General features: G+C 67.0%; 19 protein-coding genes and 1 pseudogene. 7 read left to right on the top strand and 13 right to left on the bottom strand.

Features of this window, described 5'->3' with window-relative positions; genetic code table 11:
* Positions 1-23: 23 nt before the first annotated feature.
* From MTR62_RS02970 to zapE, 3 genes are all read left to right on the top strand, one after another.
* Entirely contained in the window at positions 24-2867 is a 2844-nt protein-coding gene (locus MTR62_RS02970) for an Rne/Rng family ribonuclease (protein ID WP_244016796.1), read from the top strand.
* Positions 2868-3234: 367 nt separating this feature from the next.
* Positions 3235-4017 carry a succinate dehydrogenase iron-sulfur subunit gene (locus tag MTR62_RS02965; protein ID WP_244016795.1) on the top strand — a complete coding sequence of 261 codons (783 nt, stop codon included), beginning with the start codon at positions 3235-3237 and terminating at the stop codon, positions 4015-4017.
* A gap of 118 nt (positions 4018-4135) precedes the next feature.
* Positions 4136-5251, top strand: a complete 1116-nt coding sequence (gene zapE, locus MTR62_RS02960; protein WP_244016794.1) for a cell division protein ZapE — start codon at positions 4136-4138, stop codon at positions 5249-5251.
* Between the two features lie 388 nt (positions 5252-5639).
* On the opposite strand, the gene MTR62_RS02955 is transcribed toward zapE, so the two are convergent.
* From MTR62_RS02955 to MTR62_RS02895, 13 genes are all read right to left on the bottom strand, one after another.
* Positions 5640-7934, bottom strand: coding sequence for an EAL domain-containing protein (locus MTR62_RS02955; RefSeq protein ID WP_244016793.1), 2295 nt, complete (start codon positions 7932-7934; stop codon positions 5640-5642).
* Between the two features lie 236 nt (positions 7935-8170).
* Complete coding sequence (locus MTR62_RS02950) at positions 8171-10066, bottom strand: XrtA/PEP-CTERM system amidotransferase (RefSeq protein ID WP_244016792.1); 1896 nt, start codon at positions 10064-10066, stop codon at positions 8171-8173.
* A 10-nt stretch (positions 10067-10076) separates the two neighbouring features.
* The gene (xrtA, locus tag MTR62_RS02945; RefSeq protein WP_244016791.1) at positions 10077-11639 is read right to left on the bottom strand and encodes an exosortase A; all 1563 of its coding nucleotides are present in this window, start codon (positions 11637-11639) and stop codon (positions 10077-10079) included.
* Positions 11632-12873, bottom strand: coding sequence for a TIGR03087 family PEP-CTERM/XrtA system glycosyltransferase (locus MTR62_RS02940; RefSeq protein WP_244016790.1), 1242 nt, complete (start codon positions 12871-12873; stop codon positions 11632-11634). Before MTR62_RS02940 ends, xrtA begins: the two co-directional genes overlap by 8 nt.
* A gap of 15 nt (positions 12874-12888) precedes the next feature.
* Positions 12889-13965 carry a FemAB family XrtA/PEP-CTERM system-associated protein gene (locus MTR62_RS02935; protein WP_244016789.1) on the bottom strand — a complete coding sequence of 359 codons (1077 nt, stop codon included), beginning with the start codon at positions 13963-13965 and terminating at the stop codon, positions 12889-12891.
* On the bottom strand, positions 13962-14855 hold the full coding sequence (locus tag MTR62_RS02930; protein WP_407672587.1) for an XrtA system polysaccharide deacetylase: 894 nt from the start codon (positions 14853-14855) through the stop codon (positions 13962-13964). The genes MTR62_RS02935 and MTR62_RS02930 overlap by 4 nt, the downstream gene beginning before the upstream one ends.
* A gap of 73 nt (positions 14856-14928) precedes the next feature.
* Complete coding sequence (locus MTR62_RS02925; RefSeq protein WP_244016788.1) at positions 14929-16275, bottom strand: XrtA/PEP-CTERM system-associated ATPase; 1347 nt, start codon at positions 16273-16275, stop codon at positions 14929-14931.
* A gap of 20 nt (positions 16276-16295) precedes the next feature.
* Positions 16296-17990, bottom strand: a complete 1695-nt coding sequence (locus MTR62_RS02920) for a TonB-dependent receptor (protein WP_244016787.1) — start codon at positions 17988-17990, stop codon at positions 16296-16298.
* A 5-nt stretch (positions 17991-17995) separates the two neighbouring features.
* Positions 17996-19141, bottom strand: coding sequence for a P-loop NTPase family protein (locus tag MTR62_RS02915; RefSeq protein ID WP_244016786.1), 1146 nt, complete (start codon positions 19139-19141; stop codon positions 17996-17998).
* Entirely contained in the window at positions 19138-20664 is a 1527-nt protein-coding gene (locus MTR62_RS02910) for an XrtA system polysaccharide chain length determinant (protein ID WP_244016785.1), read from the bottom strand. Before MTR62_RS02910 ends, MTR62_RS02915 begins: the two co-directional genes overlap by 4 nt.
* Positions 20665-20680: 16 nt before the next feature.
* A complete protein-coding gene (locus MTR62_RS02905) occupies positions 20681-21325 on the bottom strand; it encodes an XrtA/PEP-CTERM system exopolysaccharide export protein (RefSeq protein ID WP_244016784.1) in 645 nt (214 codons plus the stop codon).
* Between the two features lie 189 nt (positions 21326-21514).
* Positions 21515-22741, bottom strand: a complete 1227-nt coding sequence (locus MTR62_RS02900; protein WP_244016783.1) for a pyridoxal-dependent decarboxylase, exosortase A system-associated — start codon at positions 22739-22741, stop codon at positions 21515-21517.
* Complete coding sequence (locus tag MTR62_RS02895; RefSeq protein WP_244016782.1) at positions 22738-24303, bottom strand: acyl-CoA ligase (AMP-forming), exosortase A system-associated; 1566 nt, start codon at positions 24301-24303, stop codon at positions 22738-22740. Before MTR62_RS02895 ends, MTR62_RS02900 begins: the two co-directional genes overlap by 4 nt.
* Positions 24304-24336: 33 nt before the next feature.
* Here MTR62_RS02895 and MTR62_RS02890 point away from each other — a divergent pair, with 33 nt between their 5' ends.
* The 4 genes and pseudogenes from MTR62_RS02890 to MTR62_RS02875 all read left to right on the top strand — a co-directional run.
* On the top strand, positions 24337-25380 hold the full coding sequence (locus MTR62_RS02890; protein WP_244016781.1) for a GNAT family N-acetyltransferase: 1044 nt from the start codon (positions 24337-24339) through the stop codon (positions 25378-25380).
* 39 nt (positions 25381-25419) lie between these two features.
* A complete protein-coding gene (locus tag MTR62_RS02885; RefSeq protein ID WP_244016780.1) occupies positions 25420-25692 on the top strand; it encodes an acyl carrier protein in 273 nt (90 codons plus the stop codon).
* Positions 25693-25712: 20 nt separating this feature from the next.
* Positions 25713-26396, top strand: a complete 684-nt coding sequence (locus MTR62_RS02880) for an alpha/beta hydrolase family protein (RefSeq protein WP_244016779.1) — start codon at positions 25713-25715, stop codon at positions 26394-26396.
* A pseudogene (locus tag MTR62_RS02875) lies at positions 26393-26567 on the top strand (hydrolase 1, exosortase A system-associated); the annotation flags it as partial. The gene MTR62_RS02880 and the pseudogene MTR62_RS02875, both read left to right, overlap by 4 nt.

The following is a 26567-nucleotide window of genomic DNA, read 5'->3' as shown; positions in this document are numbered from 1 at the left end:
GCGGCGCGTCCGGAGAATTACCAATGGCAACGCGCATGCTCATCGATGCGCGCCACCCGGAAGAAACGCGGGTGGCGGTACTCAAGGGAAATCGCATTGAAGAGTTCGATTTCGAATCGACCGAACGCAAGCAGATAAAGGGCAACATCTACCTCGCGAAGGTTACCCGCGTGGAGCCTTCGCTGCAGGCCGCGTTCGTGGACTTCGGCGGCAACCGTCACGGTTTCCTCGCCTTCAGCGAAATTCACCCCGACTACTACCAGATTCCCAAGGAAGACCGTGAAGCCCTCCTCGCCGAGGAAGCCGCGCACGCCGAGGAAGAAGCCGCGCTGCGCGCCAGCGAGGCCGATGACGACGAGGACGAGGACAACGGCGAAGACTACGAAGACGGCGGCCTGACCGAAGTCGACACGTCCGAGAAGGACGATGTCGCCACGATCGAGGACGGCGCGGTCGAAAAGGGCTTCGAAGACAGCGACGAAGACGACGATACGGAGCGCTCGGACGGGCGTGGCCGTCGTGGTCGCCGCCGCCAGGGCAAGGCGCGCTCGAAGGAAGCCGAGGAACTGCGTTCCAAGCGCCTCGCGCTGCGCCGCCGTTACAAGATCCAGGACGTGATCCACCGCCGCCAGGTGCTGCTGGTTCAGGTTGTCAAGGAAGAGCGCGGCAACAAGGGCGCGGCGCTCACCACCTACCTCAGCCTCGCTGGCCGTTACTGCGTACTCATGCCCAATTCGAGCCACGGCGGCGGCATCAGCCGCAAGATCAGCTCGGCGTCGGACCGCAAGCGCCTCAAGTCGATCATCGCGGAGCTCAACCTGCCCCGCTCGATGGGCTGCATCGTGCGCACCGCGGGCCTCCAGCGCACCAAGACCGAAATCAAGCGCGACTTCGATTACCTCGCCCGCCTGTGGGACGAACTGCGCGAAAAGACGCTCCACTCGGCCGCCCCCGCGCTGATCCATTCGGACAGTGACCTGGTCAAGCGCGCGATCCGCGACATCTACAACCGCGAGATCGAGGAAGTCGTCGTCGAGGGCGAGGAAGGCTTCCGCGCCGCCAAGGACTTCATGAAGCTGCTCATGCCCAGCCATGCACGCCGCGTGAAGCCCTACTCGGACCCCGTTCCGCTGTTCCAGCGCTACGGCGCCGAAGACCAGCTGACCGCGATGTACGACCCCGTCGTGCAGCTCAAGTCGGGTGGCTACATCGTCATCAACCCGACCGAGGCGCTGGTCTCGATCGACATCAACTCGGGCCGCGCCACCAAGGAGCACGGCATCGAGCAGACGGCGGTCGCCACCAACCTCGAGGCGGCGCGTGAAATCGCCCGCCAGCTGCGCCTGCGCGACATGGCCGGCCTCGTCGTGATCGACTTCATCGACATGGAGTACGGCTCGAACGTGCGCAAGGTCGAGAAGGCGATGAAGGACGCGCTCAAGAACGACCGCGCGCGCATCCAGGTCGGCCGCATCTCGAGCTTCGGCCTCATGGAAATGAGCCGCCAGCGCCTGCGCACCGGCGTGCTCGAGGCGACCACCCGTTCGTGCCCGCACTGCGATGGCAGCGGCCTCGTGCGCACCGCCAGTTCGGCCGGCCTTTCGGCGCTGCGCCTGATCGAGGACGAAGCGGCCAAGGGCAAGGGTGTGGTCATCTCGCTCTTCGCCAGCACCGAAGCGGCCGTGTATCTGCTCAACGCCAAGCGCGCGGACCTCGCCGACATCGAGGCGCGCTACGGCGTGGCCGTCGAGGTCATCCCCGAGGGTGAGAACGAAGGCGCCAAGATGCGCGTTGGCTCGTCGGGCCCGCGCAACGACTTCGTGCCGCGCTTCGACCCGATCGCACAGGACGTCGAGGACGACGACTATCCCGAGGAAGAGGACGAGGAGTTCGAAGCCGAGGAACTGCGCGAAGCCGACGAGGACGATGGCAACGCGCGCCGCAGCAAGCGCCGCAAGCGCCGCCGCAACCGTGGCGGCCGCGACCGCCGCGAGGACGGCGTGGAGACGGCGGATGACGCCGTTGAACCCGCCGACGACGCGGACGAAGGCACCGAGGACGAAACCGACGAGGCGCCTTCCCAGGCAGCCGCCGAAGACGCCGACGCGCCGCGCAAGCGCCGTCGCCGTGGTGGCCGCCGTCGCCGTGGCCGCCGCAACGCCGAGGGTGAAGGCGAAACGCTTGCCGAGGACGGCAGCGATGCCGAAGCAAACGAGGACGGCGAGCCGTCCGCTGACGCTTTTGCCGAGGACGCTCCCGCCCCTGCAGCCGAGCCCGACGTGACCGTCGAAGCAGACGTGGCTGCCGAGCCCGAAGCCGTGGCCGAGGTTGCCGAAGAGGCCGCCCCCAAGCCCAAGCGGGCCCGCACGCGCCGCAAGAAGGCCGAACCGGTCGCAGCCGAGGCCGTGACCGAGGAAGCACCCGCAGAAGCGGCCGCCGAAGTCGCGCCCGTCGAAGCGGAGGAAAAGCCCAAGCCCAAACGCACCCGCCGCAAGAAGGTCGAGCCCGTTGCCGAGGAAGCCGCCGTCGAAGCGGTTGCCGAAGCCGCTCCGGCCGATGCGGAGGAAAAGCCCAAGCCCAAGCGCACCCGCCGCAAGAAGGCTGAGCCGGCTGCCGAAGAGGCACCCGCCGAAGCGGAAGCCGCTCCGGCCGAAGCCGAAGTGAAGCCCAAGCGCACGCGCCGCAAGAAGGCGGAACCGGTTGCCAAGGAAGCGACCGACGACGCAGTGACCAGCACCGCCCCGGCGCCCGAAGCCGCGGCGCCCGTCGAAGCTGAAGCCGAAGCCGAGACCCCGGCCGAAGCCGACGCGGCAAACGAAGCCGCCGCGCCGCGCCGGGGATGGTGGCAGCGCACCTTCGGCGAATAATCGCCGCCGGTCGGCTCACGCCGCACCAGGCCCAAAAAACGAAAAGGCCTCCCGAGCGATCGGGGGGCCTTTTTGCAGCTGCGCCGCGCGCAGCCACATCATGCAAGGCAGCGCTCTCCTGCAATTGCGAACGACACGCAACGACTCACGCGCGGCAGCCATTACCGATATCCCAAAAAGGTCCGACAGGTTGGCACCTGGACTCGCAGCACCCTTCCCCAGAGCGCGCAAACCGCCCTTAGCCCCGCTTTAAGCGCCGGGAAATGCAACGAACGCACTCAGCCCCCCTTGCCCCACGCGGTTGAATCGCTAGAGGGGAAGCAACGACGCGGCGTATGCCGCAATGCAAGATAACGGGGATTCGTTCATGGCGCAGTTCACCCTTCCGGCCAACAGCAAGATCAAGAAGCAGGGCCACGTCCACAAGGCCGAAGGTGCGACCCGCGTCAAGAAGTTCACCGTCTATCGCTACGACCCGGACTCGGGTGAAAACCCGCGCTACGACACTTTCGAGATCGACCTCGACAACTGCGGCCCGATGGTTCTCGACGCGCTCATCAAGATGAAGAGCGAGCAGGACCCCACGCTCACCTTCCGCCGTTCGTGCCGCGAAGGCATCTGCGGTTCGTGCGCGATGAACATCAACGGCGCCAATGGCCTGGCCTGCACGACCGCGATCGAAGACCTCAAGGGCAACGTGCGCATCACGCCGCTGCCGCACATGGACGTGGTCAAGGACCTTGTTCCCGACTTCACGCATTTCTACGCGCAGTACGCCTCGATCCGCCCCTGGCTGCAGACCGTTTCGACGACGCCTTCGGGCAAGGAACGCCTCCAGACCCCCGAGCAGCGTGAAAAGCTCGACGGTCTCTACGAGTGCATCCTGTGCGCCTGCTGCTCGACGTCGTGCCCGAGCTACTGGTGGAACTCGGACAAGTTCCTTGGCCCCGCCATTCTGCTCCAGGCTTACCGCTGGCTGGCCGACAGCCGCGACGAAATGACCGGTGAGCGCCTCGACGAGCTGGAAGATCCGTTCCGCCTCTACCGCTGCCACACGATCATGAACTGCTCGAACGTGTGCCCCAAGGGCCTTTCGCCCGCGCGCGCCATCGCCGAAATCAAGAAGATGCAGGCCGAGCGCCAGATCTGATCGGCGTCCGGTCCGTTCCGCTGGCTTACCGCGTCCGCTGCGCCATGTCTCGCCGTGCCTTTTCTCATGACGCCATGGCAGGATTGGTCCTGCCCATGGCGACCGGGGTGCACACGCTGTGACGGCGATGCTCGAACGCTACGAAGCGCTTGTGGCGACGGGCGAACTGCGCGCCGACCCCGAGCAGGCCGCAGCGGCCGAACGGCTGAACCAGCTCCAGCGCGACTTCTACAAGGCGCGCAGTTCGACGGGCTTTCTCGGCAAGCTGCTGGGCAAGAAGCCCCAGAGCCCCCGCGGGGTCTACATGTGGGGCGGCGTGGGGCGTGGCAAGTCGATGCTGATGGACCTGTTCCACCAGACGCTCGACATTCCCGACAAGCGCCGCGTCCACTTCCACGCCTTCATGCTTGAAGTGCATGCGCTGCTCAACGAGGAGCGCAAAAAGGAAAGCGGCGATCCGATTCCGCCGGTGGCCGCCACACTGGCGCGCAACCTGCAGTGCCTGGCCTTCGACGAGATGGTCGTCAACAATTCGGCCGATGCGATGATCATGAGTCGGCTGTTCACCCACCTCATCCTCGAGGAAGGCGTGACCATCGTGACGACGTCGAACCGCGCGCCCAAGGATCTCTACAAGGACGGGCTCAACCGCGAGCACTTCCTCCCGTTCATCGCCCTCATCGAGCGTGAGCTCGACGTGCTGACGCTCAACGGCCCGACGGACTATCGACTGGAGCGCCTGGGCGGCATGGCGACCTGGCACACCCCGCTGGGCGAAGAAGCGACCGAACAGACCCGCGAGGCCTTCTACCGCCTGACCGACTACCCGCCCGAAGATGCCGACCATGTCCCGCCCGCGGACATCGACGTGGGTGGCGGGCGCATGCTGCACGTCCCCAAGAGCCTCAAGGGCGTGGGCGTCTTCAGCTTCAAGCGCCTGTGCGCCGAAGCGCGCGGCGCTTCGGACTATCTGGCCATTGCGCGCGCCTATCACACGGTCATCATCGTCGGCATTCCGCGCATGGGCCCCGATCGCCGCAACGAGGCCGCGCGTTTCGTCACGCTGATCGACGCGCTCTACGAAAACAAGGTCAAGCTGATCGCGGCAGCGGATGCCGCGCCTGAAGAGCTCTACGAAGCCGGGACCGGCCGCTTCGAATTCGAGCGGACCGTCAGCCGCCTCAACGAGATGCAGAGCGCGGACTACCTGGCAATGGGCCACGGCGACAGTTGATCGCCCGCTTTCGCGTTACCATTCGCGAATCGGTTAGCTAACGAAACGATCCAGCGAAACCCATGCCGGGCGTAAAATCTCGTCAAAACTTGTCCATCATCGATGCAATTCGAGCCGCATCGTGACCGACATCACGGTTAATTTCGAATAAAGGGCGCAAAAAGCCCCGGTCAAACCCAAAGAAAAACCCTCGGAAAACTCGCTAAAGTCTCCCGAGGGCCTTTCGTTTATTGGGCAATGATGTCCGAAAACATCATTTCAGCGTCCAATTAGGCGCCGAGAGCGCCCCACCAATAACCACCAAACATTGCATTTCCCCATGTGAACCGTCGCTTATCTGCGACAGCTAACATGGATAACGATCCGTTAACGATGTATCAACGAATTTTTAACCAATTTGGCGGTGTGAATTTCCTGTAACCCGCTCCAGCATGTCCCGAAACGGGACTGGACGGCCGATATAGTAGCCCTGGACGATGTCACACCCCCGCTCCTTGAGCATTTCCATGCCCCGCGCGGTCTCAACCCCTTCGGCCACCACGGTACGGTCGAGCGAATGGGCCATGTCGATGATCGACTGCACCAGGACCAGATCTTCCTTGCTGGTCTCCATCAGCGAGACGAACGAACGGTCGATCTTGACCTCGCTCGCCGGCAGGTAGCGCAAGTATTCGAGGGTCGCGTTGCCGGTGCCGAAATCGTCGATCGACAGCCGCAGCCCCGAATGCACCAGGCGCTGGAGCATCTGGTACGTGCGCGAGCTGCGGTCGAGCCGGTCGGTCTCGGTGATTTCGAGGATCAGGCGGTCGCTCGGCAGGCCATGGACCGCCAGAATGTCCGAGATCATCCCCGGCAGGCCGGGATTGCGCAGCAGTTGCGCCGAGATGTTGACCGACATCGTCATGTCGATGCCCTTGCGCATCATCTCCACCCCGCACCGCACCGCATCGTCGACGACGAAACGCGTGATCCGCTCGATCCGATGGAACTCCTCGGCGATCCGGATGAACTTCTCGGGCGAGATCGGCCCGCGATCGGGGTGTGTCCAGCGTACCAGCGCTTCGGCGCCGCAGATGCGACTTTCGCGCAAGTCGAACTTGGGCTGGTAGGCAACCCAGACCTCGCCATTGTCGATCGCGCGGTCAAGCGAGGTCAGCAACGAGATTTCCCACTGCGCCTCGTGCTTGCGGCTGTCGTGCTGGTAGACCAGTTCGTCGTTGCGCACGGCTTCCTCGGCCGACTGCATCGCTCCGGCAACGCGCGCCGACAGCGGGCGATCGAATTCGGAATCGACACCGCAGTTGAACGACAGGTCGATGTCGAGCCCGCCGACCTGAATGCCGTTCTGAACGATCCGGTGAAGCCCCTCGAGGTTCTCGAACAGATCGAACGTGCTGCGGATCGAGGACAGCCACATGAACATGCCGCCTTCGTGGTAGACCGTTACCGTGTCGTCGCTGATCCGGATGCGGCGCACGATCTCGCGCGCGACGCTCGCCTCGACGGTTTCGGCAAAGCTGCCGATGATCGCGCCGTAATTGCGGATCTTGAGGGCGACCAGGATGCGGTTGGACTTCTCGTCCGAATTGCGCAGCGCCTGAACGCTCGGCAAGCCCGAGCCGGTGTTGGTCTCGCTCGCGACTTCGACACGATCCAGGCTGCGCATACGCAGGACCGCGATCATCGCGACCACAAGCGCGGGCGCCACGTCCATGCGAATGCGCAGGTAGTCGAGCAGGAACGGCGCGGCAACGATGACGGTCAGCAGCGCGGCCGAACGCTTCCAGTCGAGCACGCGGCCGCGGCCCGTACCGGTGACGATGATCGCAACGACGATTAACAGCGGCAGTAGCCAGCCATAATTGCGGGGTAGCCCCTGCATCAGGGTTTCTGCAGCGATCGCCTGAAGATAGCCGCCGGGGATCGTCCCATACTGTCCAGGGACCTTGTGGATGTCGTTGTAGGTAACCGCAGCCGGCGCGATGATGATGTCCTTGCCGCGCACGGTCGATGGATCGAAATTCCCGTTCAGGACGTCGATGTAGCTGAGGCCGGGGATCGAGCGGACATCGATCGAAAAGTCGGGAAGGAAGAGTTCATTCGTTCCCTTGCTAACGCCGGCGATCTTGGCCGAAAGCGTCGGAATTCGTCCGTAGGGACTCTCCGATGAGTAGGGAATCTCCAACCCGAGATTGAACGGATGGTGCAGGGTCAGCAGCGAGATCAGGCTGGATGCATCGACGAACTGCTTTTTGGGCAGCCGTCCCGCATAATTGCCCACCGGGCCATCGCCACTGGGCAAGGCGCCAATGAAAACCTTACCCCGGTTGCTGCGCAGAACATCGAGAAACCGGGCGCTCTGCGCCGGCGTGGACTGATCGGGAATGCGGCGATCGAAGAAAATGCGCCTTGCCCCGGCCTTCAGCAGCGAATTGAGAACCTGCGCGTCGTCTCCACGATTCACGTCCAGCGAATCAAGGGCTTCGAGCGTTCGATCGTCGAGCAGCACCATCACGATGCGACCGTTCGACGGGTGCAGGCGCAGCGGCGTGCGGAAGTTGCGCAGCACGTCCTCGACAATGACGCTGAGCCCGCTCGTGCCCAGCACGAGGCCGGTTACCGTCGCCCAGAAGACGATACGGAAGCGCGCGCTTTTCCAGATCTGGCGCAATCGGGCCATCATCTCAGAACGGGCTCCCCTGTCCGGGCCGTGGGGTCGAAAGGCAATCGACGTGCAGCATCACCGCGGCCGCATGCCGCTCCGGTGCCTCGGAAATGAAACCAATCTTCGTCATGGACGTCCCGTGGTGACGCTAGGTTTCTCCGGAGTAACCGTAAGTTCCTAAGAATATGTGTAGTTAACCAAGGTCCGCGCCTCTCGGACGCAAATCGGACCAAAAACCCGAAAACGCTTGCGATTCAGCCAAGTCCCAACTTGGTAAACGACCGATCGAGCATCGTAAGTTGCCACAACAGACGTGCATAATCGGCCTGGCCCGCGATATGCGCCTCGACCATCCCCTCAAGCCGGGCGGAATCGAACCATCCCGTCGCCGCAAGCGCCTTGCCCGAGGCGATACCACGGGCCGTTTCGCGCAACGGGCCGCGAAACCATTGCGCGATCGGTGTCACGAAACCCTGCTTGGGGCGATAGAGGACCTCGTCGGGCAGGCTGCGCGCCATCGCCCGCTTCATCAGCCACTTGCCCTGCCTCCCGCGCACGCGCAGCGATTCGGGCAGACCGGCCGCAAACTCGATCAGACGGTGATCGAGCAGAGGTTCGCGCGCTTCCAGGCTGACCGCCATGCTCGTCCGGTCGGTCTTGGTGAGGATGTCGCCGGGCAGCCAGACCTTGAGATCGGCGTATTGCGCCCGATCCAGCCCCGATCGCGCGGGCGCCGCGCGCATTCGATCGATAAGCGGCTGTTCGGCACGATAATCGCCGCGCAGACGCTCGAAATCAGGCGTGTAGAGGCGGCTACGCAGCTCGGGCGGGGCATAGGCCAGCGCGCGCGCATAGCCTTCCTCACTGCTCCCGGCGAGCGCCAGCAGCGTCGTTTTCGCGCGCAGCGCTCGCGGCGCCCAGTCGGCCTTGGGGTAGATCGCGCCGAGCCCGCCGAACACCGGCGCGCGCAACGCCTGGGGCAGCAGCGCGCGCACGCGATCCTCGCCATGCTGGAAGATATGCCGCCGATACCCCGCCAGCGCCTCGTCCGCACCATCGCCCGACAGCGCGACGGTGACCGATTCGCGCGCGAGCTGGCACACCCGCCAGGTCGGCAGCGCCGAGGCATCGGCAAAGGGCTCGTCGAACATCTCGGCGAGCTGGTCGATCGCGCCGTAATCGTCCGCCGACACCACCCGCGTGGCGTGATCGGTGCCGAACAGCTGCGCGACCTTGCTGGCATAGGCGCTTTCGTCGAGCGCGGCGCTATCGAACCCGATCGAGCAGGTGCGCACGGACTGATGGCTGATTTCGGCCATCAGCGCGACCACGCTCGAGCTGTCCACCCCGCCCGACAGGAAGGCCCCCAGCGGCACGTCCGCGACCATGCGCGATTCGACCGCCCGGCGCAGATGGTAGAGCAGCTCGGCTTCGAGATCCTGCGCCTTGCCCTTGTGGCGATCGGCGAAGGAGACATCCCACCACTGGCTGGGCGCGGGCAGCGGCGCGCCGTGACGCAGCAGCAGCCAATGGCCCGCGGGCATCTTGTGCACGTTCTTGAGAAACGCGCGGCTGTCGGGGACATAGCCCCAGGTCAGATAGTCCTCGACCGCCAGCGGGTCGATCTCGCGCCGCATCAGCGGGTGGGCAAGCAAGGCCTTGAGTTCGGAACCGAAGATCAGACTGCCGTTGCTCAGCTGCGCATAGTGGAGCGGCTTCACCCCGAGACGGTCACGCGCCAGGAACAATGTACGCGCCTCGCAGTCGTAAAGCGCGAAGGCGAACATGCCCTCGAGCCGCGTGACGCATTCGGGGCCCCAGCGCTGCCAGGCGGCCAGGATCACCTCGCTGTCGCCATCGGTGCGGAACACCGCCCCCATCGCCTTGAGCTCGGCGCGCAGCTCGCGGTAGTTGTAGATTTCGCCGTTGAAGACGAGCATCGCACGCGCGTCCGCTGCGGCCATGGGCTGCGGCGAACCGGCCAGATCGATGATCGAGAGCCGGCGGTGGCCGAGCCCGACACCCGGCCCGGTCCAGATCCCCTCTCCATCCGGCCCGCGGTGGGCCAGGGCATCGCACATCGCGCTCAGCCGCGCGGGATCGACGGGCTTGGGCGTATCGAGGTGGAAGATACCGGCAATTCCGCACATGGCGCCTCTCCTATCGTCCTGCCGCGATGCGGTCTATCCAGCTGGCAAGCGGCCCGCTCGCCGCGCGAAACCGCGCGATACGCGCGGCAGCGTCGTGCCGCTCGCCTTCTTCGGCCGACAGGATCAGCAGCGTCGTCGGTTCGGCGCGCAGCGCCATCTGGTCGGCGATGACCGCCAGCTTGAGCTCGAGATTGCTGCCCGAAAGCAGCCCGCCGTTGCGATACCAGGTCTGCGCCAGACGCTCGACCCGCCCTTCGGCGAGCAGACGTTCGCCCCGCCCCTGCTCGATCCCCGGTGCCGAGGACTGCCACGACCAGGACGTCTCGGGGGTCAGCGCCCCCTGCCCGAAGCCCCCCGCCTCGCGCCCTTCGCCTTGTCCCGAATAGAGCGCGACGAAGACATCGACCGTCGCGCCGGAGGCATCGGCGTAGCGCCCCAGCAGGCGGTGCTCGCTCCCCTGGGCGAGCGGTTCCCACCACACGCTCGGCGCGTAGGGCACCCGCGTCCAGCCGGGCACGTCGGGCAAGACGATCCGCGCGGGCAAGGGCGCGGCCAGATGATCGCCGCGATAGGCCCACAGCTTGACCCCCGCGAGCGCCGCAAGGCACAACGCAAGCGCCAGGACCGGGCTTAGCCGCATGCGCCGTTCGGCCCGCGCCAGCACCCTATTGGCACGCAGCGCGGCAATGTCGATCATCGGCGCCTCGCTCGGCCGGTCGAAGAAGCGCCAGGCCCCCAGGATCACCAGCGCCAGCACGATGGCAAAGAAGAACCAGCCATAGACGATGTGGTCAAACCCGGCCGCAACCCGCGTACCGACGATCTGCGCCGCGTAGATCGTCCCCCAGGCGCGCACCCCGTTGGCGAGGATCGGAACGACGAGACAGGCGAGCAGGAGCACGCCGCGCCGCCGCCAGCTGACGAAACAGACATTGGCCGCAAGCACGCCAAAAGCGATCATCGCGATGAGGAACTTTACGCCCGAACAGGCCTCGGCCACTTCGAACAGCCCGGCGGGGGTATCAATGAAGACCCCGTCGATCACCGCCGGAATGCCGCTGGCATGGGTAAGAGCGATGGTGATGTGCGCGGTGATCGTCTGGAGCGACTTCACCATCTCTTCGCCGAAGGGAACGATGAACACGAGATAGCACAGCGGGAAAAGCAGCGCGGCGCTCACCCGCAGGCCCAGCAGCAGTGGCACGCTGGCCGCGAGCAGCGCCACGGCGCCCGCCTGGCGCACGAGATCGAAGCCCGATACGCCGCCCAGCAGCCACAGCAGCGCCGCTCCTGCAAAAAGCACGAGGCCAAGCGCCGAAGCCGCCGGCTCCAGCTGCGCCAGTTCCCGGCGCCGCTGCCAGACCAGCCAGACCTCGACGATCGGGATCAGGATCATGTGGTTGTAGGTGGAAATATCCCACCACTGGCGCACCATCGCCATCCAGTCGGACGCGAAGACCACGAAGAGGAGCAGCCACAAGGCGCCCAGCCGAACGAGCGGCACGCGCCAGCCCGGCACGATGGCAAGACCGCGCATGATCGGGGCGGAGCCCGCAGATCCCGTGTCAGCCACCGTAAACCCTTTCCTCAGCCCTGCGATCATCCTCGCCCAGCCCACACCATGAGCCCAGCCCGGCGAGCGCGGCGGACCAGCTGGCGTTGGCAACGATCCACTGGCGGGCGGCATCGCCCATCGCGCGTGCCTGCGCCGGAGCGCTGGCAAGCGCAATCACCGCCTCGGCCAGCGCGGCATCGCTGCCCGCGATACGCCAGTGGCGCCCATCACTTGCCGCAATACCGGTGGCGGCCCCGCGCGAAAGGACCACGGGAAGGCCCATGGCCATCGCTTCGAGCACCTTGTTCTGGACCCCGCGCGCGATGGACAGCGGCACCAGCGCCATGTCGGCTGCGGCGAGGAACGGGCGCACGTCGGCAACGCGGCCCCACACCGTAACGCCCCCGATTGCGCCCAGCGCTTCGACCTCGCGCGTGGGATTGCGCCCGACGATGTGCAGGCTCGCCTCGGGAAAAACCGCACGAACCGCGGGGAGAACAGCGTGGGCGGCGCGCAGCACGGCCTCGACGTTGGGGGCATAATCCATCTGCCCGGTAAAGACGAGACGCGGGAAACCGGCCTCGGCCATGCCCGGATCGGCCATCACCGCCCCCGGCCTGAAGGTCTCGGCATCGATCCCGTTGCCCATCGCGTGGACCGAGGCGAGCGGCTGCGGCAGGCGTGCGCGCAGCAGTTCGGCCTCGGCCTCGCTGACCAGGAGCGTTGCATCAGCCCGCGCGGCGATGCGCGCCTCTTCGGCCGCGAGCAGCCGGGCCTCACGCGCTTCCAGCCAGGCTCGCGGACCGTGCCCGGCCTTGGCGTAAGCTTCGAACTTGGCCGAATCGACGTCGACCAGATCGGCCACCACACGTCCCTGGAAATCCTTCGGGACGTATTGCGCCATCTGGCCCGAGAAAATGTAGATTGCCGAGACCGGATGCCGGGCGAGCACGCGGGCGACATAGCCCGCGATCCGGGCATCGTGAAAGGCGCAAAGGCTGACCGGGCGGCGGCGAAGCAGCGCCTCGCCCGCCGCGCACGCCAGGGGCTTGCGCCGCGCGACGAGGCAGTGGCTTTCAGCCAGCCTGGCCAGTTCGCCCTCATGCGCCCAGTCGGCCGCATCGTCGGCAAAGGTCGCGACGTGAACCCGCGCACGCCCGGCCAGCGCACGCAGCACGTGGTGCGAGCGGATCTTGTCCCCGCGATCGGGCGGGAACGGCAGGCGGTGTGCCAGGAACAGGATATCGCCCACGGGCTCGTACCGTCCTCAGCCGATGCCGCGCGCGATAATCGGACCAAGCCGGTTGGCAAGCCCCAGCGGCAAACGCTGCCAAAGGCGGATCTGCAAGGCGAGCTTGGCGCTGGCCGGATTGGCCTCGCGGCGCGGCGCACCGGGCGCGGTCCAACTGGCATAGGTCAGTGGCTCCGGCTCGAAGCCCCAGTTGCGCTTGAAATGGTAGGCACCGCTCTGGGTCTTGGAGCGGCCGAAATCGAACCGCGTCATGCCGCGCCGGCGCGCGTGGAGCATCAGTTCGTAATACATCCGATCGTTGGCCCGCAAACGGCGCGCCTCCCAGGTGCCCCCGCCCCAATAGGGCATCACCGCGCCTTGATGGTAAACGCTGAGCACGCTGGCCACCGCGCGGCCTTCGTGGGTCACGGTGAGGATGTCAGCCTCCTCGCCAAAACCATCAAGTACGCTGTCAAGCAACGCGCGCGGAAAGACCGGAGTGCCAAGGTTGCGGTAACTCTCGCAGAACACCGCGTAATGCGCGGCGCGATCGGCTTCGCCGCGGCCGACATGCACGGTGAGATCGCCCGCCAGGCTCTTGCGCACTTCGGCGCGCTGCTTGCGCGGGATCGCGGTCAGTTCGGCCGCATCGTCCGTGGCAAGATCACGCGCGAAATTGCAGTGCGAGGCGCCTTGCAGCGCCCAGCCGCCAGCCGCTTGGGGCAAAGTCCCCCCACGCAGTTCGATCGCGGGACAAGCAAGGCGGGCCGCCAGTTCCTCGAGCGCGGCGAACAGCGCGGGTGGATCGGCGCCTTCGCTGGCCAGCAGCCCCCCGCCCACGGCGAAGCCCGAGGACGCAAGCACCGCGCCGAACACCGGCGATACGACATGGTCGAGCGGCATCAGCGCGACAAGCTCGCCCCCGCGTTCCTGCACCAGCGCATAGGCCGTGTTTCCCGTCGCGCGGGCGACCGAAACGAACCAGGCCGGACGGTGGAACGGCGTTCCTTCGTCATGAAGCGCCACGAACGCCTCGAGCCGGGCAATCTCGTTGGGATCGCTGAGATCAACGAGGCGTTCCCGCAACATGCCTATCGCGAACGGCGCGTTCACGCCGCCATCCTGACCGGGTTTTCCGCTTCGCGCCGGGCGAGTTCGTCCATCCGCCCCCACGCGAAATCACGGGTCAGACGGCGCAGCTTGGCCTCCATGCGCGCGAGGTTGGTGTAGTGGCGGAAGCGCGAGCGCAGCGGCGCCCCGGCGACGCGCGGCTGCTCGGGATCGATCTCCCAGGGGTGGAAATAAAACACCGCCGGGCGCCCTTCCTCGCGGTTGACTTGCGCAATCGCCCAGCGGGTAAAACCATAAGGCAGGACGCGGAAGAAACCGCCGCCGCCCGCTGCCAGCCGCCGTTCGCCGAGCCGCGCGGTGGTCACCGGAATTTCGAGCAGATCGTGCCCATCGACCGGATGGAACGCAAAGCGCGGCGCCTCGCGCCAGCCGTAGTGATCGTGGACCACCGGCGCCACGCTCGAGCTGTAGGCATAGCCTTCCTCGGCCAGCACCCGGTGCGCCCAGGGGGTGCGCGCGTCGATCGAGAAGCTGGGCGCGCGGTAACCGCGCACCACCACACCCGAGGCATCCTCGATCGTCTTGCGGCTGCGCGCCAGATCGGCGCGGAAAGTCTCCGGGGTCATGCGGAACACGCGTTCATGATCCCAGCCATGGCTGGCGATTTCGTGCCCGGCCGCGGCGATGCGGCGCATCATCGCAGGCGCGCGCTCGGCGATCCAGCCCAGCGTGAAAAAGGTGGCCTGAACCCCCGCATCGGCGAACAAGGCCAGGATAGCATCGCAATTGCGCTCCACCCGCAGCGAGAGCCCCGCCCAGTCCTCGCGCGTAATCACGGTCTCGAACGCGCCGACCTGGAACCAGTCCTCGACGTCGACCGAGAGGCCGTTGACCGGCGCGCCGCGCGCCGCTGCCTGCATTTGCCCGTTCATGGGGTGCGAACCTCCGTTGCGCCCTTGGTCCTGTCCGCACGGGCGCCTGCGCCCGGCCACGATGCCCGTGGGATCACGCCGCCGTGCGCTGCCCTTCGCCGCTCTCGATCCATTCGATCAGCATCGTCAGCACGTGGCGCAAGGTGCGCTCCTGCTCGCCCAGCCGGGCTTCGAGCTGGGTTGCGTGCGTGGTCACGTCGGCAAGCTGCGCCTGGAGCGCGGCGACGAGTTCGGCCGTGGCCGCGCCATCGACGCCATCGTCCGCTTCGGCGCGCGCGGCCTCCCGCTGCTCGGCCGCGTTGGCGAGTTCGACGACGGCCTGCTGAAGCTCGGAAATCTGGGCATCGCGATCGGCCAGCGCGTTCTCGATCAGCGCCACGGCCGCGGCCGCATCGAGCCCGCCGCCACCCGGCGTGGATGGCCCGGCCGGAGCGGCTTCCTCCAGTGAACGCACTGCACCCGCCTCGCCGCTTCCGGCCGCAGCGGCGGCGCGATCGGCCTGGAACAGCTGGGTTGCGGTGGGCAGCGCGGCCGAGGCAGTGGGCGCGTCGAAGGCGCGCTGCGGCTCGGCGCCCTCGGCGCCCGGTTCGTAGCCGTGGCCAATCGTGCCATCGTCCTTCATCTCGTCGAGCACTTGCGTGAGCATCGCACTGTCGATCCGGGTGCGCTGGTCGACCGAACCAAGCAGCAACAGCCGGTTGGCAAGCTGGTTGATCCGGCGCGGAATGCCGCCGGTCGCCTCGTAGATCCCCGAGAACACGCGCTGGTCGAAGCTGGGATTGCCCTTCCAGCCCACGCACGACAGGCGGTGCTCGATATAGGCCTGGACTTCCTTGGGCTGCATCGCGGTGAGATGGTGGGTGGCGATCACGCGCTGGCGCAATTGCTCGAGCCGGTCGCTCTCCATCAGCGTGGTGCGAAATTCGGGCTGGCCAAGCAGCAGCGTCTGGAGCAGCGGGTGCGAGCCAAGCTGGAAGTTGGAGAGCATGCGCAGCTCTTCAAGCGCGGTGATCGAGAGGTTCTGCGCCTCATCGACGATCAGCAGCGAACGGCGCCCGGCGCGCGCTTCCTCGTGCAGGAAGGTCTCGATCGCGGCCAGCGCGGACGCCTTGTCGTGCCCATCGACCGCGAGCCCGAAGGCGCGCGCGACGACATGGATGATCTCCTCCCCGTCGAGCGCGCTGGTCACCACGTTGGCGGCCGTCATGCGGCCCGGATCGATCGTCGCCATGAGGTAGGCGACCAGCGTCGACTTGCCCGAGCCGATCTCCCCGGTTATCGCCACGAACCCTTCGCCCTGCGCGAGGCCGTAGCCGAGATAGGACAGCGCCTTGCGGTGGGTCACGCTCTCGAAATAGAACGTGGGATCGGGGGTGAGCTGGAAGGGGCGTGCCTCGAGCCCGTAAAAATCATCGAACATCGCGAAGGTCTCCCTCGAACTCAGAAGTTGTAGCGCAGGCCAGCCAGCGCGGACGCCGACCAGATATCGTCAAGCGAGATCTCGTCATAGCTCACTCCGTACAGGGACAGCGCCACCGATCCGCGCAGGCGCGGGGTAATCAGACGGTAGTATGCCGCAGAAGCGCCAAATGCGGAAACATCCGATTGCGCCGCGTAGTTCGACACGATCCAGTTGGCATAAGCCGTGGTGGACCACCCCGCCCGGCGGCCGAGCGGCCCCGAGAGATAGGCCGTGATCCAGTAGTTTTCATCGACCGTGCCGTTCGCACTGGCCAGGATCGTGTCCTCGGCGCCGAGATAGCGGCGCCGGTCGTACCCAAGCCCGAGCCCGGCGCGCAGGCGGCCGATCTGCATGGTATAGCTTGCCGCCACGCCGCGCGCCCGGAACGCCGAGGAGCGCACCGCGCCCAGCACGCCGGTCAGGCAGTTGCTGCCTGCAAGCGTATCGACACAGCCGCTCAGCTCGCCCGTCACCGGATCGCGCACCGCCTCGAAATCGTCCGACAGGCTGGCAAGCGCGTTGTTCACCTGTCCACCGAACCCGGCGACGTTGTCATAGACAGTGATGCCCAGATGCTTGCGATCGTCGGGCGAATAGGCGAGCGTTCCGCCAAAACTGGTCGAACCGTAACGCCGCCCGAAATGCGCCGAAAGCGAGGTGCGCGGGCTTGGCCGCCACATCACCGCAACGTCCCACAGGATGCCCGAAACATCATAGGAGAGCTGGCGCGGCGAACTCTTGTCGGTGACGTACTGGCCATCGCTGCCGACCACCGCATTGCCATCGCCATCGTAGAGCACGTCGCGGTTGGAGATTTCGACATCCTCGTAACCGATCGCGCCCACGACCCGCGTCGTGCGGTTGACCGGCACGGTCACCATCGCGCGCGCCTGCATGTCGCGCACGCGCTGGTCGTAGGCGGACATATCCTCCTGGTAGAAGCTGCCCCCGACGCCAAGGCCCACCGGTGCGATTGTGCCCGGTGCGAACCCGGCCTGGAGATCGGCCGACTGGATCACGCTGTCATAGATCACGTCGACAGGATCGCTGTCCGCGCTGGCTTGATAGGCGTTGTTCTGATCAATGCGGGTGTATCCCAGGCGATAGCTGCCCGCGACGTCGAGCTTGCCGACCTGCGTCTTTACCGCCGGACCACCATAGACCGAATAGGTCTGCCGGTCGCTGCCGCGCGTGCCCGAACCCGAATAGTCCATCTGCGTCGCAAGCGCCCCCGCGTCGAGCGAGAGGCCGGGCGTAATCAGCGTCGAGGCGCGTGCGACCCCGCTCACGAGGTCCGCATCGCGCGTCTTGCCCCAGCCGATCTGGCGGGCGTAACGCGCCGAGACGGCAATCGCGGTGTTGCGCCCGCTGATCGCCGCGTCCACCCCGGCGGAAAGCTGGGTGTAGGTGAGCACGTCATCGCCCGGTGAAAGCTGCGCGGTCACGACCTGATCGACCTCGATGTAAGGCGTCACCTCGAACTTGCGCCTGGAGCTGTGCCCGACCTTGCCCGACGGGCTCGTCCCACCGGAGTCGAGCGCCGAACCGGCATCCGATCCCGATCCGGTATCGTATCCCAGCGTCTGCGCAAACAGCGTTGCGGGTACGGCGGGCACGGCCAGCACCAGCGCACCAAGCGCGCAGCGCGTGGAGAGACCGAAGGAAACGCGCATCGCCATCAGTCCTTGTACCCATAATAGGAACCGAACCGCCGTCCGCTGGGGCTGAACTGCACCGCATTGAGCAGGAGCTGGACGTTGGGGCACCCCTCCAGCAACTTGATCGCATCCTCGAGCGCGCCCTGTCCGGTCTTGTCGGCGCGCACGATGACCACCGCCTGGCCGACATGCTTGGCCAGTTCGGCTGCGGGCGATGCCGCGAGCGCCGGGGGCGAATCGAAGATCACAATGCGGTTGGGCGCCCCCTGGGTGAGCCGGTCGAGGACCCGTTTGGCGCGCGAACTGGACAGGTATTCGCTGTCGGTGTTGGTATCCTCGCCCGCAGGAAGCACCCATAGCCCCGGAATATCGGTGCCGAGCACGAAATCGGCAACGTCGAGCGCCGGATCGACCAGCGCATCCATCAGACCCGGCCCACCGGGCAGGCCGAGCATCGAGAGCACCGACGGCTTGGCGAAATCAGCGTCGACAAGCAGCACGTCGCTTTCCTTTTCCGCCGCGATCGAGAGCGCGAGGTTGAGCGCGCAGTAAGTCTTGCCCTCGCCCGGATGCGGCGAACCGATCAGCACACGCTGCGCGATCGGTCCGGCCTTCTGGCGGCGCAGGTCGGCGGCCTGGAGCAGGAGCTGGCGCTTGACGATGCGGAACTCTTCCAGAAGCGTCGTCACCTGCCCCTCGGGCACGATCAGGCCGCTGTCGCGCAGCCGCGCGCGGTCGATGGGATGGCGCGTTGCAGAAAACACCACCGGTTCCACGACCGGGTCGGGCTCGGCTGCGGGCGGCGGCGTAACAGGAAGCGGCGTCGAAGCCGGTGCGCTGGTCGGCGCGGCCGCCTCCTCGCTCACCCGCGCGCCCGGCGCGTTGTCGTTGCGCACGATCTTGGCCTTGCTGCGCGCGGCGGCCTTGGCCGCGACTTCGGGCGGCAAGGGGTCGGGACGCGCGATGAAGCTGCCGAAATCGAACCGGCGCGCGGCGCGCTCGATCAACGAGCCGCGCGGGTTCGGCGAGGCATCGCCCGCGCCTTCCCCTTCGCCTTCGCCGTCCGGCGCGGTTCCGCCGACGGGGGCGTCGTCGCGGGGCCCGTTGGTCGTGTCCTGGGGGACCGGCTTCTTGCTCTGTTCGCTCATGTCGCTGTCCCCGCTCACGCCACCATGCCCCGCTGGACGAATTCCACCGCCAGCAAGACCAGCAACAGACACCCCAGCGCGGCCGAGGCCCCGTAGAAATACTTCAGACGCCGCCGCCGCAGCGCCTTCACCTGATCGGTCAGGTTCTGCGAGATCGCGCCGAGTACGGGAAGCCCCGTCGCGCGCTCGAGCCCGGATGTCGTGGCAAAGACCGAACGCACCTTGCTTAAGCCGAACGCCAGCGCACAGCCGCCGCCCAGCCCCACGATCAGCACGCCCACCAGCAGCAGCGGACGGTTGGGCGCAACCGGGGTGCGCGGTGTCGTGGGCGGATCAACAACCTCGAACTTGACCGCCTCACGCTCGGTCTTGACCTCGCCGCGAATGCGCAGTTCCTCGCGGTCCTGCAGGAGCTTGTCGTATTGCTGGCGCAGCACGTCGTAGTCGCGCGCGATCCGCTTCGCGTCGGCGGCGAGTTCGGGATTGGAAATGGCCGCCGCGGTCATGCTCGCGACATTGGATTCCAGCGCCGCACGGCGCGAGATCAGCGCCTGCACGTTGGCGGTGCGTTCGGCCAGGATCGACTGGAGCGAGGTGTAGGCCGGATTGGGCACGCCCGCGCTGCCGGTGCGCACTTCGGCCGCGGCCGCGACCTTGAGCTGCGCGACCTGGTTGCGTGCGGCAATCACGTCGGGGTGGTTCTCGGTGAGGCCACGCGCGCGCATGCCGGCAAGATCGGACTGCGCCTTCATCAGCGCGGCCTGCGCCGAACCGGGCGTATCGCCGCCGGGCAGCATCCGGGGCGTGCTGGCGATCTGGCCGACGATCGCGGCCTTGGCGCTCTGCGCGGCGGCGAGGTCGGCATCGACCCCGCGCATTTCGGCCTGCGCGGATTCGAGCCGCTGCCCTGCCATCGAGCCGCCATCGGCCATTTCGGGATGTTGCGCCTCGAACGCGGAGCGTTTCGATTCGGCCGCTTCCAGCTCGCTCTCGCGCTGCTTGAGCTGCTGGTTGAGGAACTGCATGCTCTCGGCCATGTCGCCGCGATTGCCCGAGAGGTTTTCCTCGCGGAAGATGTCGATCAGCTTTTGCGCGACGTTCTGGGCGAGCCTCGCGTTTTCGGCATCGGAGAACGAGGACTTGTTCGCGGTCGCCTTGATCTCGAACAGATTGTCCTGCTGCGAGGTGACCGAGACGGTCTTGCCCAGGGCCAGGACTGCCGCTTCCATCTGCTTGGGCGAATCGATGCTGTCGCCCAGCCGCGTCGCGCGCACCACCTTCTCCAGGTTGACCGCGCTGGTCAGCGTCTGGCGGATGCGTTCAATGTCGCGCTTCTTGTCGGCAACGCCGATCCCCACCTGCTGCGCAAGCGCATCGTCGAGCTGGATGAAGATGCGCGCGCTCGACTGGTAGGAATTGGGAATGAGCGCCACCGCCAGCCACCCCACCAGGCAAATCGCCCAGGCGCATCCCAGCGCGATCCAGCGCCGGTGCCAGACCGAGTGGAGCGCTGCGAGCAGTTCTTCGTAGAGGGTGTTCATGACGCCGCGCGCTTCCTCAGAACATGCTCTCAGGGATAATGATCACATCGCCCGGCGCGAGCATCACGTTGGCCTTGCTGTCGCCATCCTTGAGCAGGTCGGACAGGCGCAGGCGGTATTCCTTCTGCTTGCCCGTGGTCTTGTCGAAGCGGATCAGCCGCGCGCGGTTGCCCGCAGCGTATTCGGACAGGCCGCCCACCGCGATCATCGCATCGAGCACGGTCATGTTCGCGCGATACGGGATCGATGCCGGCTTCGCGGTCGCCCCCACCACGCGGATCTGCTGGCTGAAGGTGCCCGAGAAACTGTCGACGATGACCGAGACCAGCGGGTCCTCGATATACTGCGAAAGCTGGAGACGGATGTCCTCGGCCAGCATCGAGGGGGTCTTGCCCACGGCGGGCATGTCGGTGATGAGGGGCGTGGTGATGCGCCCGTCGGGGCGGACCTGAACCTTGGTGCTGAGGTCCGGGTTGCGCCACACGAAAATCGTCAAGTTGTCGAGCGGTCCGATCACGTATTCCTCGCCCGGCCCTTCCTGCATGGCAACGAAGGTCGCGGGCGGCAGCTCGGGAACACCCGAGGAGCCCGCGCAACCCGACAAGGTCAGGCAACCGATCGCGCAGCTGGTCACAAGTCCGGCAAGGCGGTTAAACAACATGAACTCTTCCCTATTTTTCACCCGTCGTGCCTTCCCGCTTCGCGAAAACGTCGCGGAGCACGGGCAAGACCGGGCAAAATCCAACTATGCCCTATCCCGAAAAAGGGTGAACATTGCGTTAGCTTTACGCACTAACTCTTGGACGGTCCCAAATCGAGACACTTGATAACCCAAAGTGGTGCGCCGCGTTCAGACCAGTCTTTCCAGCGCTGGCCCCTGCCCCAGAAACAGGGCCGGGCTGGCGCTGGCGCCATAGGCTCCGGCGCAGAACACCGCCACCAGATCGCCCACCTCGGCCCGCGGGAATCCGCCCTTTTCGGCAAGCTTGTCGAGCGGGGTGCACAGGCACCCGACGATCGAAGCCTCTTCCTCGACCGGCGCGTCAAAGCGCGTGGCGATGGCGCATGGGTAATTGCGCCGGACCACCGTACCAAAATTGCCCGAGGCCGCGAGCTGGTGGTGCAACCCCCCGTCGGTAACCAGAAAGGTCTCGCCATGGCTCGTCTTGCGATCGAGAATGCGGGTGAGATAGACCCCCGCCTCACCCACCAGATAGCGCCCCAGTTCCATGCAGAAGCGTGTCCCGGCGAGCACCTCGGGCAGCGTCTCGAAGCGCTCGCCCAGCCGCGCGCCCACGTCGCCAAGGTCCACCGGGGTATCGGAGGCGAAGTAGGGGATGCCCAGCCCGCCGCCCAGGTTGCAGCGGGGCACGGCGACCCCGCTCTCCTCACCCAGCCGCGCGGCAAGATCGAGCGTGCGCCCTTGCGTTTCCGCGATCGCCCCCGCGTCGAGCGCCTGGCTCCCGGCAAAGATGTGAAAGCCGCACCACTCGGCCCCGCTGTCAAGGATGGTGCGCACCAGCGCTCCGGCCCGGTCGGCATCGACGCCGAAAGGCTTGGCCCCGCCGCCCATCTTCATGCCCGAGCCCTTGAGGTCGAAATCGGGATTGACCCGCAGCGCCAGCCGCGGGGTCATGCCCAGTCGGTCGGCCAGCGCGAAGGCGCGCGCGGCCTCGCCCTCGGATTCCAGGTTGAGCGTCACGCCGTGGACGATCGCCGCCTCGATCTCGGCGTCGCGCTTGCCCGGCCCGGCAAAGCTTATCCGCGCCCCGTCGACGCCCGCCGCCAGCATCGCGCGCAGCTCCCCGCCCGAGGCGATGTCGAACCCGTCGACCAGGCCCTGCATCAGATCGAGGATCGGCGCGAAGGGGTTGGCCTTGATCGCGTAATGCAGCGCCAGACGCGCGGGCATCGCGGCGCGAAATTCGGCGATCCGCGCGCGGATACGCTGGCTACTGTAAACGAACAGCGGGGTCTGCCCGGCGGCCTCGACCAGCTGCGTCACCGGTTGCCCAGCGATGGCAAGAACACCCCCGATACTCTCGAAGCCGGGCGGGATCGGGCCGAGCGGCTTCATCCGCGTGCTCCTTCGTCAAGCGCCTGGAGAAGCGCGGTCTTGAGCCCTGTCCGATCGATCTTACCGTTGGGGCCGATGGGAAGCGCGGCGCGCCAGTGGATGGCCTTGGGGTGCATGAAGTTGGGCAGGTCCTGCATCAGGCGGCGGGGCAATTCGTCGGCCGCCGCTTCGGCTGAAGGCGCCGCGCGCACGACGAGGTGAACCGCCTCGCCCAGACGCGCGTCGGGAAGGCCCAGCGCCACCGCCTCGGCCACCAGCCCGCTGGCCAGCGCCACATCCTCGATTTCCTGTGGGCTGATGCGATTGCCCGCGCTCTTGATCATCGCATCGCGCCGCCCGACGAAAGTCAGGAACCCCTCGCCATCGCGGCGCACCCGGTCGCCCGACCAGACCGCGATCCCGCCATAGCGCGAAGCGGCGGGCGCGGGACGGTAGCGCTCGGCGGTGCGCTCTGTGTCCTGCCAATAGCCCTGAGCGACGAGCGGGCCGCAATGGACCAGTTCGCCTTCGGCACCGTCGGCGGCGATAGCGCCCGCATCATCGATCACCAGCACTTCGGCGTGGGGGACGGCCTTGCCCATCGAGGTCGGCCGCGCATCGATCAGCGCCGGGTCGAGATAGGTCGAGCGAAACGCCTCGGTCAGCCCGTACATCGCAAAGAGCCGTGCTTCGGGAAACATGGCGCGCAGCCGCCGGACGAGATCGACGCTGAGCGCGCCCCCGCTGTTGGTGAGACGGCAAAGCTGCGCGGCGACCGCGCGCGGCCAGTCGAGTTCACACAACTGGACCCACAGCGGCGGAACGGCCGCCAGCGTGGTGATCGCGTGGCGGTCCACCGCCTTCACCACGTCGCGCGGCAAGAGATAATCGAGCGGGACCACACAGCCACCGGCAAGCCAGGTCGAAAAGAGCTGGTTCTGCCCGTAGTCGAACGCGAAAGGCAGCACCGCGAGCGTGCGGTCGGCCTCGGTCAGTTCGAGATAGGACGCCACGCTCTCGGCCCCCAGCCAGAGGTTGGCGTGGCTGAGCATGACCCCCTTGGGCCGCCCGGTCGAGCCGCTGGTGTAAAGGATCGCGGCCAGCGCTTGCGGGTCGGCCGTCGAGGCCTCAAGCACCGCATCGCGCGTGAAGGCCGCCGCAAGCGCCTCGCCTTCCGCGATCACCCGGCACCGCTCGGGCACGTCGCCCTCACCCAGCGTCGCCGCGCGCGCCGGCGTCGCGATCAGCATTGCGGCACCGCTGTCGCCCAGAATATGCGCGACTTGCGCGCGCTTGAGCAGCGGGTTGACCGGAACGTGGACCAACCCTGCACGCGCCGCCGCAAGCGGCAGGAGGCAGGTCAGTTCGCCCTTCGCCGCCCAGCTGGCGACGCGCGCGCCGGGCTCACCGACTTCGGCCCTCAGCCAGCCTGCAAGAAGCGCGACACGCGATCTTAAGGCCTTGTAGTCCAACACCCCTTCGCGCAGCACCAGCGCGGGCGCGGCATCGGGCTGATGCGCGATGACATGATCGATCGGACGCGGCGTTGCGGGCCGATCGCCGGCTGGCGTAGGAAGGGGCATCGCACTCATGGCCTTGGAGATAACCGCACAATCATGAACACTTCGGTTGTCGCCACCGCTTATCACCGCGACGTGCGCGAAGTCCAACCCACCAGCGCGCTTGGGCACAGGCTTTCCTCCGCCTGTGAACATGCGCCGTTCGACCGGCTGGCCTGGTGGCAGGCGCTGAGCCAGCATTGTGGGCTGGACGGATCGCTCCACGCCGCGCTCGATGGGGAGCGCTGCGCGCTGCTCGCGCTCATGCCCGCCGGGCCCGGCCATCTGACCGCGCTCGCCAACTGGTACACCTTCCGCTTTCGCCCGATCGGCGCCGAGCACGAAGACCTGCTCGAACGCCTCGCCCGCGATCTCAAGCGCGCCGCGCGGCACATTACGCTAAGCCCGGTTCCCGCCGAGGACGGCAGCGCGCAGGCGCTCGAACGCGCGTTCCGGCGCGCCGGATGGTGGGTATCATCGCGTGCCTGCGACACCAACCACACGCTCGATCTCGCCGGGCGCGATTACCAAAGCTACCTCGCCACCCGCCCCGGCCCCTTGCGCACGACGCTGAGACGCAAGGCGGGCAAAGTCGACACCCGCATCCTCACCCGCTTCGATGCCGGGGCCTGGGAGGCTTACGAGGCGATCTATGCCGAAAGCTGGAAAGGCGCCGAAGGCAGCCCCGCCTTCCTGCGCGCCTTTGCCCAGGCCGAAGGCGCTGCCGGACGGCTACGGCTTGGCCTCGCCTACGACAAGGCGGCTCCCACCGCCCCGCCCATCGCCGCGCAGATGTGGACCATCGAGGGCGGCACGGCCTATATCCACAAGCTCGCCCACCGGGAGAGAGCGCGCGCGCTCTCGCCCGGTTCGGTGCTGAGCGCGGCGCTGTTTCGCCACGCCATCGACGTGGACACGGTGCGCCAGATCGATTTCGGCACCGGCAATGATCCCTACAAACGCGACTGGATGGAGACCGTGCAGCCGCGCTATCACCTGGAAATGCTGCTCCCCACGCGCCTTGCCAACGCCCCCCGCCTCGCCCGGCTGCTGGCCCGGCAGGCCCGCGCGCGCCTTGCCGCCGATCGCGCGTCCGGCTAGACGCGCCGTCTGGACACAACCGCCTGCTTCGAGAATCCGATGGCTGATACGACCGACCTTACCTTGCGTTCCATCCTGACCGACGTGCTCGGCCTCGCGCCGGGCCAAGCGGCGGGTTTCGAGCCGGACACCGGCCTTTTCGGCCACCTGCCCGAGCTCGATTCGATGGCCGTCGCCGGGCTCCTGACCGAGATCGAGGATCGCCTCGGCATCCTCATCGACGATGACGAGATCGACGGCGAAATGCTCGAGACCTACGGCGCCCTGCTCGCCTTTGCCCAGGCCAAGCGCGCGCAGGCCGCCAAGGCCTGAGCCGCGCCGGGCCGCCGCTGATGACGCCGGTCCTCTGGCCCTGCCCCACTTTCAAGGGTCCGAGCGCCTGCGAATACGCGCTGTGCCTGGGCAACGGCACCGCAGGCCGCGTGCTCATCATTCCCGCGCTGTTCGACGAGGGCAACAAGCTGCGCCGCTTCACCGTCGAGACGATGCGCGCGCTCGCGCAGGCCGGGATCGCCAGCGTGCTGCCCGATCTTCCCGGCTGCAACGAAAGCCTGCAACCGCTCGAAACGCAGACACCCGCGCGCTGGGCGGAGGCCATACGGATGTGCGCAGCCCATTTCGAGGTCGATCTGGTGCTCGGCCTGCGCGGCGGCGCGCTGTTCACCCCCGCCGACCTCCCCGCGCTGCATTACGCCCCGACAAGTGGCGCGACGATCCTGCGCCAGTTGCTGCGCGCGCGGATCGTCAGCGCGCGCGAGGCGGGGTACAGCGAAACCCGCGACGCGTTGGCGGCACTGGCGCTGCGCGATGGGATTACCCTCACCGGATACCGGCTCGGCGCGCGATTTTTCGCGCAATTCGAAACCCTGACCCCAGCCCCGGACACCCCGCTTATCGAGCAGGCCACACTGCCGGGCGGCGGCCTTTGGCGGCGTGCCGAGCCGTCCGAAGATCCCACCCAGGCGCGCGCACTCGCGCACATGGTGGCCGATCACCTGGCCGGTCTGGCCAAATGAGCGGGCGCGAGCACCTCCTGTTCGCCTGCGAGGGCAGCACGCTGATCGGCACGCTCGATCGGGCAGCGGGTAAAACCGCGCTCCTCATCGTGAGCGGGGGCAACGAAACCCGCGCGGGCGCGTGGGACGGGCAGGCCTGGCTGGCCGCGCGCGTCGCCGCCGCCGGTTGGC

It is taken from the genome of Novosphingobium organovorum, assembly GCF_022832435.1.
In the GTDB taxonomy this organism is placed as follows: domain Bacteria; phylum Pseudomonadota; class Alphaproteobacteria; order Sphingomonadales; family Sphingomonadaceae; genus Novosphingobium; species Novosphingobium organovorum.
Note: the sequence above shows the minus strand (reverse complement) of the source record. Positions and strands in the feature narration are given on the sequence as shown.

Coding starts and splice junctions, on each gene's coding strand:
- MTR62_RS02905 (WP_244016784.1), bottom strand. CDS start 21,325: ATGTTGTTTAACCGCCTTGCCGGACTTGTGACCAGCTGCGCGATCGGT.
- MTR62_RS02910 (WP_244016785.1), bottom strand. CDS start 20,664: ATGAACACCCTCTACGAAGAACTGCTCGCAGCGCTCCACTCGGTCTGG.
- MTR62_RS02880 (WP_244016779.1), top strand. CDS start 25,713: ATGACGCCGGTCCTCTGGCCCTGCCCCACTTTCAAGGGTCCGAGCGCC.
- MTR62_RS02950 (WP_244016792.1), bottom strand. CDS start 10,066: ATGTGCGGAATTGCCGGTATCTTCCACCTCGATACGCCCAAGCCCGTC.
- MTR62_RS02900 (WP_244016783.1), bottom strand. CDS start 22,741: ATGAAGCCGCTCGGCCCGATCCCGCCCGGCTTCGAGAGTATCGGGGGT.
- MTR62_RS02885 (WP_244016780.1), top strand. CDS start 25,420: ATGGCTGATACGACCGACCTTACCTTGCGTTCCATCCTGACCGACGTG.
- MTR62_RS02925 (WP_244016788.1), bottom strand. CDS start 16,275: ATGTTCGATGATTTTTACGGGCTCGAGGCACGCCCCTTCCAGCTCACC.
- MTR62_RS02970 (WP_244016796.1), top strand. CDS start 24: ATGGCAACGCGCATGCTCATCGATGCGCGCCACCCGGAAGAAACGCGG.
- MTR62_RS02930 (WP_407672587.1), bottom strand. CDS start 14,855: ATGAACGGGCAAATGCAGGCAGCGGCGCGCGGCGCGCCGGTCAACGGC.
- MTR62_RS02965 (WP_244016795.1), top strand. CDS start 3,235: ATGGCGCAGTTCACCCTTCCGGCCAACAGCAAGATCAAGAAGCAGGGC.
- MTR62_RS02895 (WP_244016782.1), bottom strand. CDS start 24,303: ATGCCCCTTCCTACGCCAGCCGGCGATCGGCCCGCAACGCCGCGTCCG.
- MTR62_RS02955 (WP_244016793.1), bottom strand. CDS start 7,934: ATGATGGCCCGATTGCGCCAGATCTGGAAAAGCGCGCGCTTCCGTATC.
- MTR62_RS02890 (WP_244016781.1), top strand. CDS start 24,337: ATGAACACTTCGGTTGTCGCCACCGCTTATCACCGCGACGTGCGCGAA.
- MTR62_RS02920 (WP_244016787.1), bottom strand. CDS start 17,990: ATGCGCGTTTCCTTCGGTCTCTCCACGCGCTGCGCGCTTGGTGCGCTG.